At 53.8% G+C, this 13176-nt stretch carries 12 protein-coding genes; 6 read left to right on the top strand and 6 right to left on the bottom strand.

Translation table 11 applies throughout. The annotated features are described in order from the left end of the window. The first annotated feature begins 22 nt into the window (after positions 1 to 22). Entirely contained in the window at positions 23 to 802 is a 780-nt protein-coding gene (locus DK510_RS00805; protein ID WP_109310498.1) for a class I SAM-dependent methyltransferase, read from the top strand. A 33-nt stretch (positions 803 to 835) separates the two neighbouring features. Here DK510_RS00805 and DK510_RS00800 read toward each other — a convergent pair whose 3' ends face one another. The 4 genes from DK510_RS00800 to DK510_RS00785 are packed head-to-tail and all read right to left on the bottom strand — an operon-like array spanning position 836 to position 6567. Then, entirely contained in the window at positions 836 to 2215 is a 1380-nt protein-coding gene (locus tag DK510_RS00800) for an aminotransferase (RefSeq protein ID WP_109310497.1), read from the bottom strand. Positions 2216 to 2228: 13 nt separating this feature from the next. Beyond that, on the bottom strand, positions 2229 to 3404 hold the full coding sequence (locus DK510_RS00795; RefSeq protein WP_109310496.1) for an aminomethyltransferase family protein: 1176 nt from the start codon (positions 3402 to 3404) through the stop codon (positions 2229 to 2231). Next, positions 3401 to 4933: an NAD(P)/FAD-dependent oxidoreductase gene (locus DK510_RS00790; protein ID WP_109310495.1), complete on the bottom strand. Its 1533-nt coding sequence runs from the start codon at positions 4931 to 4933 to the stop codon at positions 3401 to 3403. Before DK510_RS00790 ends, DK510_RS00795 begins: the two co-directional genes overlap by 4 nt. Beyond that, positions 4930 to 6567: an NAD(P)/FAD-dependent oxidoreductase gene (locus DK510_RS00785; protein WP_109310494.1), complete on the bottom strand. Its 1638-nt coding sequence runs from the start codon at positions 6565 to 6567 to the stop codon at positions 4930 to 4932. The genes DK510_RS00790 and DK510_RS00785 overlap by 4 nt, the downstream gene beginning before the upstream one ends. Positions 6568 to 6706: 139 nt before the next feature. On the opposite strand from DK510_RS00785, the gene DK510_RS00780 reads away from it, so the two are divergent. Further along, a complete protein-coding gene (locus tag DK510_RS00780; RefSeq protein WP_109310493.1) occupies positions 6707 to 7345 on the top strand; it encodes a TetR family transcriptional regulator C-terminal domain-containing protein in 639 nt (212 codons plus the stop codon). Positions 7346 to 7423: 78 nt separating this feature from the next. Next, positions 7424 to 8725 (top strand): MATE family efflux transporter, encoded by a 1302-nt coding sequence (locus DK510_RS00775; protein WP_234998836.1) that lies wholly within the window; start codon positions 7424 to 7426, stop codon positions 8723 to 8725. Positions 8726 to 8743: 18 nt separating this feature from the next. On the opposite strand, the gene DK510_RS00770 is transcribed toward DK510_RS00775, so the two are convergent. Further along, entirely contained in the window at positions 8744 to 8953 is a 210-nt protein-coding gene (locus DK510_RS00770; protein WP_109310491.1) for a hypothetical protein, read from the bottom strand. 16 nt (positions 8954 to 8969) lie between these two features. Continuing rightward, positions 8970 to 9737: an FAD-binding oxidoreductase gene (locus tag DK510_RS00765; RefSeq protein ID WP_109310490.1), complete on the bottom strand. Its 768-nt coding sequence runs from the start codon at positions 9735 to 9737 to the stop codon at positions 8970 to 8972. Positions 9738 to 9815: 78 nt separating this feature from the next. Between DK510_RS00765 and DK510_RS00760 the strand changes: the two genes are divergently transcribed. From DK510_RS00760 to DK510_RS00750, 3 genes are all read left to right on the top strand, one after another. Beyond that, positions 9816 to 10145 (top strand): DUF6614 family protein, encoded by a 330-nt coding sequence (locus tag DK510_RS00760; protein ID WP_109310489.1) that lies wholly within the window; start codon positions 9816 to 9818, stop codon positions 10143 to 10145. A gap of 158 nt (positions 10146 to 10303) precedes the next feature. After that, entirely contained in the window at positions 10304 to 10987 is a 684-nt protein-coding gene (locus DK510_RS00755; protein WP_109310488.1) for a TetR family transcriptional regulator C-terminal domain-containing protein, read from the top strand. 74 nt (positions 10988 to 11061) lie between these two features. Further along, complete coding sequence (locus tag DK510_RS00750) at positions 11062 to 13128, top strand: NAD(P)-binding protein (protein WP_109310487.1); 2067 nt, start codon at positions 11062 to 11064, stop codon at positions 13126 to 13128. Positions 13129 to 13176 lie beyond the last annotated feature (48 nt).

The raw sequence follows: 13176 nt of genomic DNA, 5'->3' as shown, positions 1-13176 counted from the left end.
CAATCAGACGCGGGGAAATCCTATGTCAGACGAAATCCTATACGACCGACAGGTGGTCAACTTTCTGGAGGAGCTTTGGGGGGAGGGATTTCTTTCACCGGGAGGCCCTGAAGAAGTTGCTCGAGTTGTTGAGGGGATTGATCTGAGGGATAAGCATATCCTCGATATCGGCGGTGGTTCTGGGGCTATCGCGGTGTTGATGGCACAGGAACTCGGCGCTGCCAATGTGACCGGCATTGATGTAGAGGCCCCAGTATGCGCAGCTGCGAGAGACCGAGTTAGGCGGGCAGGTCTGGAAGAAAAGATCGAAATCATAGAGGTCACTCCAGGCCCAATGCCTTTCGAAGATGGTACTTTTGACGTTGTGTTTTCCAAAGACTCGATCATTCATATCCCCGACAAAGTAGCGATGGCCGCAGAAGCGTATCGCGTGCTCAAACCGGGTGGTCATTTCGCCGCTTCTGACTGGTTGACCAATCACGACGGGGAAATGTCACCCGAAATGGCGCACTACGTAAAAATGGAAGCCTTGGAGTTTCAGATGGCGTCACCTTCTAAGTACCGTGCTGCTATGGAGTTGGCGGGCTTTGAAGACGTAGAGTTGGTCAACCGCAACCCTTGGTATGCTCAGGTATCTGCTGCAGAGCTTGAGGAATTAACCGGGCCCAACCGAGTTGAATGGGAAGCCCGGCATGGTGCGGAGTTTATCGAACATCAAATCGAGATCTGGGACGCTATGCAGCCCGTGCTAAAAACCGGAGAGCATTGCCCACATCACATCCGTGGTCGGAAACCAGCCTGATCTGACTGGCTTCTTGTCTTAGCGCGTTGACTGTTATGCGTCGTAGTCCTTGCTGACCTGCGCCATACCAGCCTCCATGATGTCGAACATTTCGTCTATCTGCGACGGAGTAATGATAAGGGGGGGCGAGAATACGGCCATGTTTCCAAACGGACGCAAGAGCAATCCCATCTCCTCGCACGCATCGTCCAGTTTCTGCCCAAACTTCACATGCGCTTCGTAGCTCTCGACGTTTAGTCCGGGGCGACATTCTATGCATCCAAGAAGCCCGTCGCCGCGCACATCTCCAACTATTGGGAATTTTTCTTTGATTTGATGTAGGCGTTCCTGGAAATGGGGCGTGACGCGTTGAACGTGTCCTAAAATATCCTCGCGCTCCATGATTTCGATGTTTTTGATTGCAGCCGCGCAACTCACTGGGTGCCCTGAATAGGTATAGCCATTATAGAAAACATCGTCGCCCGGTGCTTCGGCAATGCGTTTCATTACTTTGTCCGAGATTATGCAGGCGCCTAGTGGCAGATAGCCCGAGGTCAAACCTTTTGCGCAGGTAATTATGTCGGGTACGATGCCAAAGACCTCTTCCGAGGCAAACCAATGTCCCAACCTACCAAAGCCGGTTACGACTTCATCCGAAATGTACAGAATGTCGTTTGCCCGGCAAATTTCAAGCGTGCGTTTGTGATAACCCGGGGGCGGAACGATAACACCGCCGGAGCACAGGATCGGTTCCGCGATAAAGGCGGCGATGCGGTCGGCGCCTATGTCAGCAATCAGGTTCTCAAGGTCGGCGACTTTAGCGTCGCACCAGGCATCAACACTCATGCCTTCTGGGCGGTGGTAGGGATTCACGTCTGGAAGGAAACGCACCAGATCCTGAGCTTTTTCAAAGCTTGTTTCGAAGCGCTCTTTTCCAGTGACAGTCGCGGCGAGAAAAGTGGATCCGTGGTAGCCTTTTTCCCGGCCGATCACGATCCTCTTCTCCGGCCGGCCGAGCCGTTTATTCATGAAAAGCGCGGTCCGCAGTGCGGTATCAACGGCCGTAGACCCACCGGTGGTGAAGTGCACTGTGTTCAGATCGCCCGGTGTGCGTTCTGCGATCATGCGCGCCAAAATAGCCGCGGGTTCAGTCGTAAACGACCACGGCGACGCGTAAGGCATCTTCATAACCTGTTGGGAAATGGTATCAGCCATCTCTTGACGCCCGTATCCGATCTGTGTGCACCACATACCGCCGGGGCCATCAATATATCGCTTCCCGGCAGCATCCCAAAGGTAGATACCATCCGCTGTATTTACTCGCATGTATTCGTCGGACCCAAAGCCGTTGGTTCCGGCCCAAGGATGTAGGTGATGGTCGCGATCCCAAGCGATCAGATCGCCGTCGGCTGGTGTATTCCCTAGAGTATTCACGTCTGTTTCTCCTTTAGGTGTGGGCCGGTGGCGTGGCACGTGCGCGGGGCGGTGCGAAAAAGGCTTTGGTGACAGGTGTAAGGCGCGCCATCCTGGTGTCCCATTTGCCTTCTTGCAGAGTGTAGATTTCCGCCTTTAAGCCGGATGACCGGCCTGCATCCGGCATACGGACATGTGCCAACGCGATGTTGCGTTTCGCGGTCGGCGACCATATTCCGGACGTTATGTGCCCAACTTCTTTTTTGCGTCGGTTGTAGATCAATGACCCTTCCGAGGGTTTGAATCCTTCGACGTCGAAACGCATGAGCAGGCTTCTTGGAGTTTCTCGCTTGGACAGCAGCTCTCGCCGACCATTGAAATGACCTTTGTTGAAGTCGACTAGCCGGCTAAGACCAAGTTCGAAGGGTGTTTGTCCCCGATGCAATCGCTCGGTTGCATGAACTGGTTGAAAGTCCACGCCTGCGGTCAGAAACCCCGCTTCGATGCGGGCCAAATTTACGGCTTCGTAGCCAATCACGCGCAATCCCTGATGTGCGCCACCTGTCCAAATACGGTCCCAAAGCGCTTCTGCTTTGTCCCAGTCGCACCAGAGTTCATAGCCCAGATCACCGGTAAAACCCGTTCGCGAAATCATGAGATCATGGTCAACGTGAGCAAGATCGAATGGCTTCAGCTGGCTGACATCTAACCCGGCGGCCTCCAAAACTGCGTAGGAGGTCGGGCCCTGCAGCGAAAGTCCAGAAACACTATGAGTTTCGTCGATTACTGAAACGTCAAAACCCCACGCTGCGTCTAGTAACCATGTCAGCATTTGTTCCTGACAGCAAAGGCGCCAATCGTTGTCGCCAAGATGGAAAAGAGTCCCGTCATCGATGACCATACCCTCTTCATCACACCAGATTGCGTACCCCACGCGACCAAGGCCGATTTTTCGGACGTCCCGTGTCACGAGGCGATTGAGCATCGCGGTCGTGTCCGGCCCGGTCAACCGGTACTTGTGCATTGGTGAGATATCGAACAAGGACGCCTGATTGCGCAGTGCGAAGTACTCGAACTCGACACTGCCCAGAACACCCGGGGCGGAATAACCCGCCCAATCATACCAGTTTTGTGCGCGATTTTGCTCTTCAAGCTTTTTGTGAAAAGGTCCCGGGATCAAGCCTAGTTTCGGATCGGTAAAGATGCTCATGGCTGAGCCTCCAGCGCTGCCAGCGCCGCATTGCGACCAGCGAGGCCCATGACATCACCACCGGGGTGCGTTGCTGCGCCGCATTGGAACAGCCCTTTCGGCCCCATGGAGTATCTGGCCATCCCGTTCGCGGGCCGAAGTGTCAGCAGTTGGTCCAATGACATTTCCGCATGGTGCCAGTGCCCCCCTGGCGCTCCGGTCGCGCTTTCGATTTGATTCGGTGTTATGACCTGTTTGCCTGCGGTTTGATCACCCAAGCCGGGCAGGGCACGGCTAAGAGTTTCAACTGTGATTTGCGCAAGCTGTTCCTTGGCAGTCTCAGTCCAACCGCCCTCAATGTCAGATGGCGCATATTGCACTATGGTTGACAGCCAGTTTGCCCCATCGGCTGTCTGCATTTTAAACGCTTCAATCATCGGTGCTTTAGACATTTGACGGTACTTAGCTGGATTAAACGCAGCTTCGACGTACTCCACAGAAGGGGCATAGATCAGTCGTTCGTGGGCTAATTCGCTAGGCAGGCCGGGCAGGGTGGCGTCGTCTTTTAACCGTAGGTTGACCTTAGCCGCTGTTCCACGAGCTCGAATATTTCGAACTCGCCGCATTGCTTCGATGTCAAAAGCAGAGGGTCCGGTCATTCGGCCTGTTAGTCTTGGAGCAAGGTTGCTGAGCACAATGGGTGCGGTCAAAGTTCTTCCATCGTTAGTTGACACTCCGGAGACTGTGTCGTCGTGCAACATAATGCGAGACACCTCAGTTTCCGGCATCAGCACGCAACCCGCTTCTTGCGCAGCGTTCACCATCAAATCGGTCAGTGCGGACATCCCACCTGCTGGTTGTGTGACGTTACCTCCGTGACCCAGCCGATAAATTAGATTGAACACGGTGCCCGGAGATCTTGGACCGGTGGCTGACCCCCAGATTGCATCAGCAGCAAGCATTCCAGCCACCGGTCCTTCCGGCAAGTCATCAAGTACAATGTCGTGGACATTGGACAAAACGACCTGCAAGAAACGACGCATCTCGGATTTCCCAAGCTTTTTCAATTCGATGCCCAGTTTTGCCAGGCGCAAAAGCTCATTCAGCCCACCCCGCGAAAGGATGGCTTTTTGACCGCCGGGTGGTGGGGCCTCGGCGAGTTGGCGCAAAATGCCTCCATACGTAATCAACTGCTGTGTCAGATCGGTCCAGGCGTCGGATTCCGGGTGTTTTGCCCCCTCGCTCCAAAAAACGCCTTCGTTCTTGAAGACGATATGCCGCCCATCCTCAGACAAAGAAACCGTGGAGACGGGTTTGCCGGACAGGACAGGGTGTTGAGGATCTATGCCGATGTCACTCAAGGTCCGCGGGCTCAGGTTATATAGCGAATGGGCCAGAGTCGGGCCGCCATCCACGGAATACGACGCCATGCCGCCGAACCTGTTGGATTTCTCAATGATACAGACATTCTTGCCGCGTCGACTAAGGAGTGTTCCGGCAACCAGACCGTTAACACCGCCGCCAATGACAATCGCATCAAATTGGCTCATGCGGCATACCCCTTCATTCGGCCATGCCGTGTTTCGTGCTTCAGAATTGCGCGGGCAGCGTTTGCACCAGGTGCTCCCATAACCCCTCCGCCCGGATGGGCGGACGAACCGCACAGATAAAGTCCTTTGAGAGGTAGGCTGTACTGAGACCAACCCGGAACTGGCCGATTGAAGAAAAGCTGATCAAAAGTCAGTTCGCCTTGGAAAATGTTGCCTTCTGTCAGACCGACCTCGCGTTCGATTTCCAATGGTGAACGCACTTCCATATGAACAATGCGCTCGCGAATGTCTGGGCACGCCACAGACATCTGGTCGAGTACAGTTTCTGCCATCGCACTGCGCTGCTTTTCGTCCCAATTCTGGGCCGATCTAACGCCATTAACTTCCAGCTTATAAGGAGCATATTGAACGAAAACGGTCATCATGTGAGCACCCGTCGGCGCCATAGTCGGATCAATCTGGCTAGGGATTAGCATGTCGATATAGGGCTTTTCAGACCAACGCCCGACTTTCCAATCATCATAAGCCTTTTCAAGTTCAAAGAGGCTCTGCGACACATGCAAGTCGCCCCGTAGGAAGCTGGTGTGCTCGGTTGCTGCAGGGAAATTTGGAAAGCGGTCAAGTGCGATGTTGAGTTTCGCCGAAGACCCGCGAATTTTGAAGTTTCGCACCGCCTTGGTGAAATCATCCGGCAACTCGGCCGAGTCAATATGGTGCAGAATCGTGCGTTTGATATCCATATTGGAGGCAACGACAGGGGCATAAAAAACCTTGCCGTCCTCGAGAGCTACGCCCTCAACGCGCCCATCTTTGGTGAGGATTTTCTCAATCCCCGAACCTGTCTGGATTGTACCGCCGTGATCCTTGAAAGAGGCTGCAATGGCACTCGAAATTGCACCCATCCCCCCACGCGCGAAACCCCATGCTCCGATGCCACCGTCAATGTCACCCATGTAGTGGTGCAGCAGCACATATGCCGTGCCGGGTGAGTACACCCCAAGGCCGGTACCGATAATGCCGGAGCCAGCCAAATGGGCCTTGATCAGGTCGTTTTCGAAATGCTCATCCAGAAAGTCACCAATGGACATTGTCCAGAATTTCAGTGTTTCGCCGAGCTCCCGATTGCCCAGCTCGTGTGCTTTTTTTACGAGATAAGCCAGTTCGCCGAGATCACGTGGGTGGAGAGACGCCGGGTCCGGTGCAGCTCGAAGCAGAAATGGACGGATAAAACGGCATTGCCGCATGATGGCTTGCGAATAACCGCGATAGGCGTCGGCATCCTTTGCAGAATGTCGCGCCATCTCGCGTTTAAGGGCGTTGTGATCGGAATAATAGGCGAAGTAATCCCCATCGCGCGTAAAGCTCGCGCCACCTTCATACGGAATAACCTGAAGTCCGTATTTCGGTAACTCGAGGTCCCGGGCAATCTCGCGCCGCAGAAGAGAGCAAACGTACGAGCAATTCGAGTACGTCCAACCATCGTGCAGTGAGCGGCTGACTGCAGCGCCTCCAATCCAATCGTTCTTTTCGACCACCAAAACACGCATGCCGGCACGTGCCAAATAGGCGGCGGCAGTCAATCCGTTGTGACCAGCACCGGCCACAATAACGTCGTATCTGTTCTCAACCGTCAAATTCTTCCATCCCTTTCTCTCTCGTTTACAGATCAGGTTCGAGTTCGTAAAGTTTATTTGAGCGCTCAAATAAAATTTAAGCTATTGACGCATCTTTTTTGCGCGCTGTAGATGGCTGTATTCGTAGAAGGAGCGGCAATTGGTCGAAGCAGATCGTAAACGGCCCCGCAAAGAGCGGAAGGAGAACGCAGATCGTCGTCGCCGACAGCTGCTGGACGCGGCTCGCCGCTCTATATTGGCTCATGGGTTGGCAAAAACGACGCTCGCAACGGTCGCGTCTGAAGCTGAGCTTTCTCAGGGTGTTGCGGCGTTTTACTTCAAGTCGAAGCTTGGTCTTCTAACGGAAGCTTTACGCGACCTTTACCAGCGCTACGAAGACCACTGGACAGCTTCTTTAGGGCGCGCAGGGGATAAGCCAGCCGAAAAAATAAGGGCTCTGATAAAAGCTGACTTTCACCCGGATGCATGTGGTCCGGATGTCTTACCCCTTTGGTATGCGTTTTGGGGCGAGCTTCGATTTCAACTGCAGTACGATGAAGTTGCCGAGCATTTCGAAACACGTCGGAGAGAGACCTTGCGTGTAATCTGGAACGAATTGCTGCCCGACGATGAGGTCACTTCACCAGATCAAATGGCTGAATGGATGGAGACATTGACGGATGGCTATTGGCAACGATTGCATCTCGCTCCTCAAGGCCTGAGCCGGAAGCAGGCGGAACACGCTGCCTGGGGTTGCCTAGTTCGCCTGGCCCCGGAATTACTTGGGGATACGGCTTAGTCAATTACGACTGAAAGGCCCAACAAAATGACGCACGTGCGGTCATCGCAGCAGCCTCGGCCATCTTGGAGCGCGATCTTGAAAGAGGCGCGTTACCTTGCGCGGCTTGCTCTTCCGATAGTTATCTCTCTTGCTGCAGCTGCTTTGATTGGCGTCGTGGACACCGTGATGGTGGCTCCATTGGGAACACTTCCGTTGGCGGCGGTCTCGATCACAGCCTCGGTGCTGATCATCTTTTATTCAGCGCTCTACGGCTTTGTTTCCGCAATTGGTGTGCGGATGGCTGAAGCCTTTGGGAAAACGAGTGAACGAGGGCTTGCATCGGCAACAAGCGCTGGGCTTATCGTTTCGCTGGTCGTTGGAGTCGTTGGGGCTGCTGTAATGATCTGCCTCAAGCCTGCCCTTTCCTGGATTGGGCAGCCGCCCGAAGTGGTCAGTCTGATTGGCGGCTACTGGATCGCGATGAGCCTCCTTTTGGTGCCCTTCACGATTTTCTATGCTTTGAAAGCCCTGTTTGACGCCATGAATCGCCCGTGGATTGGGGTTGGCCTCGCGTTCCTTGCGGTCGGTTTCAATATCCCTTCGAACTATGTTTTGATCCACGGAGTTGCTGGTTGGCCGGGTCTGGGTCTCGTCGGTGCCGGGATCGCTAGTCTGTTGTCTCAGATGGTGCCGTTAATTGTGGCATTCGTGATTTTGCGCGCGTGGAGAAAAAAGGAGGGTTTTCTAAAAACCGCAGGTTTTGATTGGTCCGAGGTTAAGGCGCAGGTCAAAGAAGGGTTCATTATTTCTGTTGGCTACCTGGGGGAGGGGGCCGCTTACGCTGTCGCCGGCCTTATGCTTGGATGGTTTAGTGCCGCCGCGCTCGCCGCGCATCAAATCGTTTCCGCGGTCAGCGACGTAGTCTATATGGTGCCGCTAGGGGTTTCGATTGCGATTTCGATACGCGTAGCTCAGGCAATTGGTGCGGATGAAACAGATAGGCTCAAGCCGATTGTGTTGGCGTCGCTATTGGTCGTTGTTGGTTGGATGGCCGTTGTCGTTACTGGTATTTTGATAGGCTGTGTTCCTTTGGCCAATAGCCTTTCAGATGACCCAAAAGTCGTTTCTCTCGCGATATCGATGTTCCTCGTGATTGCTGCAATGCAGATTGCAGATGGCGTGCAGGGGACAATGCTGGGCGCTTTTCGGGGCATGATGGACAATCATGTCCCCGTTGCTATCACCTTGATTGCCTATTGGCTCTTTGCATTGCCGCTTGGATATGCGCTGGGCTTTTGGCTTGAGGTCGGCCCCAATGGAGTTTGGATTGGGTACGGCTCAGGTCTCTCCTTGGCGGCTATCGCGTTGACCTATCGCTTCTTCTCCAAAAACCGCTAGTCGGCGTTGTTTGCGAGCTCACCAAAGGCCCAACTTGTCCAAGAGTTTAAGGCGTAGGATTTCTGCTTCGACAAGAGTTTCTTTCGCATACGAGAAGGGCAATGGTTTGAGGGGGGTAACCGGAAATTCCAGCTCGTCCGCTTTGGTTCCTATCGCCCATTTGGCGAGGACGCGCCCCATTGCCGTGGCGATGGCAACGCCGCGCCCATTGTATCCCAGACCTGTCATAACCCCCGGAGTGAGTTCATGCAGGTGTGGACAACCGCGGATGCAGATCTCCAGAATAGGCGTTTGTGCAAATCAACACCTTCTCTGAGATGACAGTCCCTTTGGGAGTTTCAATCCGAAAACGGTCGGCCTCTGAAGTAATCTGGTTGGCTGGCGTATCGCCGAAGATTTCCACACCGTTGCGGCGACCTGCTTCGGCCAGCCCAAGCGCATATTTCAATGGGTGCAAAGCACCGCCGCGACGATCCAGAACACCACCAAGGTAAGCTTCGGTCCCCGTCAGGCGCTGCATTTCGCTTTGATCAAGCTGTATCATGCCCCCGCCGTGGTTGTTCCAATCCTCGGCGAGCTTGTGTAATTCACTGAGTGTTTTGTGAGTATGCGCTGCGCGCAGCCAACCCGGACGTTTTGCGTCGCACTCAATGCCGTGCCGAGCAATTAAGTCGAACACAAGATCGGCAGCTTCACCAGCCATTCGGATCATTCTGTTTCCCCAGAGATCACCAAATTTGGTTTTGATGCCCGTCGGTCCGTCCTTGAGGCCCACATTGATCTGACCGCCATTGCGCCCGGAAGCTCCCCAGCCAGGGTGCTGGGCATCGATAACAACAACTTTGTCGCCCTGCTCGACCAAATTAAGTGCCGCCGAAAGTCCGGTGAAACCGGCGCCAATCACGGCTACGTCGGATTGCTGTTCGCCAACGAGCTGCGGGTATTCTGCTGAATAGCTAGCGGTTGAAGACCACAGGCTATTTGCGATGACTGGGTTTTCGTTACGGATCATCTATTGGCCTCGCGCTTGTCTTGCGGGGGGAATTGCATAGGTTTGGCGCGTGATACTTTGCCGGAAAGTTCGTGAAGAATGCCAAGACTTTTGAACCAATTCGAATTGAAACCCACTGTTGAGCTCGACGCGTTCAAGCAGGCGTGGAACGCGTTTGTCGAACACTTGGTCAAGTCAGGTCTGGCCACGAAAGGGGCGCCTTTGTGTAAACGCATCCCCGCAAGTGGTTATGATACCGACAAGCAGCGAGATCATACGCTTATGGCTGTTATCGAATTCAAGGATCAATTGCAGGCCGACGCGGCTTGGGTCGCGATTGAAGATCGCATTGAGCCTCTGGGAGCTTTGCATCGCAAGGTTATTTCTTTGGTGCATGAGCCAGTTTTCACTTTTTGGTCGGAACTCTAGAATGACGATTGCGAACACCCGGTTTGTTTTCACATCTTTTCTTCTTCACCATTGAATGATTATTCAATCAATGACATATATCCCTTAGATGTCAAATGCGCTCTGGTTGGGGAAGTTTGGCCGTGGAGGCAGGCAAAACCGATGGAGGGCTCTAATAGATGGGATGTAGTCGGGTGAGACATTCGACAAACGAAAAAACAAACCCTGAGGGGCGTCGGCGTACCGAGTCCAAGGAAGTGAGGCGTCAACAACTCATCGATGCGACAATCGACTCGATTGCTCAAAACGGAATTGGTGGAACGACCATGTCCACCGTGACTGAGATTGCCGGTTTGTCGCTGGGCATCGTCAACTTCCACTTTAAAAGCAAACAGAACTTGCTGGAAGAAACGTTGCTGTTTCTTGCAAAGGAGCATCATGAACAGTGGTTGCAAGCTTTTGAAAATGCGGGGCTGTCAGCGCCAGAGAAACTGTTGGCTATTGTCGACGCGCACTTCCACCCGCAGATTTGTACTCCAAAGAAGCTAGCCGTTTGGTTTGCGTTTTTTGGAGAGGCAGGGCGGCGCAAAGTCTACCGCAGCCTGATCAATGATATCGATCAGGAACGGTACAACATTGCACGACGACTATGTTCAGAGATTGCCGAGGACGGTGAATACATGGACATGCCGCCAAGGCAAGTCGCCAATATCCTCGAAGCACTTTACGACGGGATCTGGTTGGAGCTTTTGACCTACCCAGAAAACTTTCGACGTACCGAAGCGCGGGATCACATCACCGCCTTCCTTTCCAAAGTCTATCCGGGCCACTTTCGAATGCCAGAGTTTATCAACGGTGATTGAAACGAGCGGCTTTCAGACCGGACATGCCAGACAAGATCAGCCAGCGCGCGGCGCAGCCAGCTTAGGGTAAAATTATGGGCAGGGACTCTCGCTACGACATTCTTTTCGAACCAGTCCAAATCGGGCCAGTAACTGCGCCAAACCGATTCTATCAGGTTCCGCACTGTACCGGTATGGGTTGGCAATACCCCCGTACACTTGCCGCGATGCGCAAAGTGAAGGCGCAAGGTGGATGGGGCGTCATATGCACGGAGTATAACTCAATCCATCCATCTTCTGACGACCTGCCGCATCCCTACGCGTCGCTTTGGGATGATAGCGACGTTCGGGCACACGCACTGATGACGGACGCGGTGCACGAATACGGCAGCCTTGCAGGTGCTGAACTATGGTACGGAGGCGCTAACTCGAACAACTTGTTTTCCCGGTTGCCGAGCATGGATGTCGACAGCCGGCCAAACACCAAAGGACATCCATATCAGACGCGTGCGATGGACAAGCAGGACATTCGAGACTTGCGTCGCTGGCATCGAAAGGCGGCATTGAGGGCACGAGACGCCGGATTTGACGTTGTCTATGTTTATGCAACGCACGGTTACCTGATATCGAACTTTCTGCATCCGCGCGTGAACACACGCGCTGACGAATATGGCGGCACGTTGGAAAACAGGGTGCGTCTGACCCGAGAACTGATTCAGGAAACCAAAGACGCCGTTGGGGATCGGTGCGCCGTGGCTGTCCGCTTCTCTGCAGACGAAGAGATCGGCGAGGATGGCCAGCCCATCTATGGTGAGCGACGAGAAATGTTTGAGATGCTCTCTGATCTTCCGGATTTGTGGGATATCAACATTGCAGACTACTCGGTCGAGATGGGTGTGTCCCGTTTTACCAAAGAGGCAGCTCTTGAACCCTACATGCATTGGGTCAAGTCCGTGACAGATAAGCCCGTCGTGACTGTTGGTCGCTTCACGTCACCCGATACAATGGCCTCGCAAGTCAGACGGGGGGTTACGGATTTTATCGGTGCAGCGCGCCCATCGATTGCTGATCCATACCTTCCGAAAAAGATCGAAGAAGGGCATTTGTCTGCGATCCGCGAATGTATCGGATGCAATGTCTGCTACGCCAGCGACTCGATCGGTGTGCCTATTCGATGCACTCAGAACCCAACAATGGGAGAGGAGTGGCGTAAAGGCTGGCACCCCGAAGTCATTCGGAAGAAATCTTCAGATGCGCGCATTCTGATTGTCGGGGCAGGGGCTGCCGGACTTGAAGCTGCACGGGCACTTGGTGTGCGTGGGTATGATGTCCTCTTGGCAGAAGCTTCTAGTGAATTGGGTGGCAGGGTGTCGCGCGAAGCGGCCCTGCCTGGAATGAGCGAGTACATTCGCGTCAAAGACTATCGCGAGCAGCAATTGATTGAGATGCCCAACGTTGGAATCTACCGCGAAAGTCCGCTGAAAGTTGACGATATCATGGCCGTTGAGGCCGACCACGTCGCAATTGCGACCGGTGCGACTTGGCGAAAGGAGTTTTTTGACGAAGAACGTTTCGTCCCGGTCGCAGAAGGAGCCGCTCTAACTCGCGTTTTTACCCCCGATGACATCATGGATGGAAAGCTACCCAATGGACCGACGCTCGTTTTTGATGGTGACGGCTATTACATGGCCAGCGTTATTGCAGAAAAAATTAGAGCGCAGGGGCATGTCGTAATTCTGGCCACACCGTCTGACAGTGTTTCTGATTGGGCGGGAAGAACGTCCGAGCGCTGGCGCATCCGAACGCATTTGCTTCGCTTAGGGGTCGAAGTCCTGCCGTCAAAGTCGCTTGAGTACTTTAGTGGTGAAATCGCGGAGTTAGGGTGCGCCTATGGCGGGCCAAGTGTGACTGTGCCAGTTGCCAACGTTGTCATGGTTACCGCTCGGACGCCAAATGATGGCCTTTACAGGGGTTTGCTGGGCCGGATGAATTCTGAGGATTTGCAGTTCAGCCTTCGTCGCATTGGAGATTGCGATGCCCCGGCGATTATTGCGGCAGCCATCTATGCAGGTCATCGATACGCTCAGGAATTGGACGATGCAGTGGATGACGACATTCCACTTAAACATGATCGTGTAGACGTCGGCCAGCGACCCATCTGACTGCGCTGTTCGAAATCTGCGGTACGCTCTTAAAAAACGTAGGAGAAA

This window comes from Ruegeria sp. AU67 (assembly GCF_900312795.1).
Lineage (GTDB): Bacteria > Pseudomonadota > Alphaproteobacteria > Rhodobacterales > Rhodobacteraceae > Ruegeria > Ruegeria atlantica.
This window is presented reverse-complemented; position numbering and strand designations above follow the sequence as displayed.

Coding starts and splice junctions, on each gene's coding strand:
- DK510_RS00765 (WP_109310490.1), bottom strand. CDS start 9,737: ATGATCCGTAACGAAAACCCAGTCATCGCAAATAGCCTGTGGTCTTCA.
- DK510_RS00755 (WP_109310488.1), top strand. CDS start 10,304: ATGGGATGTAGTCGGGTGAGACATTCGACAAACGAAAAAACAAACCCT.
- DK510_RS00790 (WP_109310495.1), bottom strand. CDS start 4,933: ATGAGCCAATTTGATGCGATTGTCATTGGCGGCGGTGTTAACGGTCTG.
- DK510_RS00795 (WP_109310496.1), bottom strand. CDS start 3,404: ATGAGCATCTTTACCGATCCGAAACTAGGCTTGATCCCGGGACCTTTT.
- DK510_RS00760 (WP_109310489.1), top strand. CDS start 9,816: ATGCCAAGACTTTTGAACCAATTCGAATTGAAACCCACTGTTGAGCTC.
- DK510_RS00805 (WP_109310498.1), top strand. CDS start 23: ATGTCAGACGAAATCCTATACGACCGACAGGTGGTCAACTTTCTGGAG.
- DK510_RS00750 (WP_109310487.1), top strand. CDS start 11,062: ATGGGCAGGGACTCTCGCTACGACATTCTTTTCGAACCAGTCCAAATC.
- DK510_RS00770 (WP_109310491.1), bottom strand. CDS start 8,953: ATGACAGGTCTGGGATACAATGGGCGCGGCGTTGCCATCGCCACGGCA.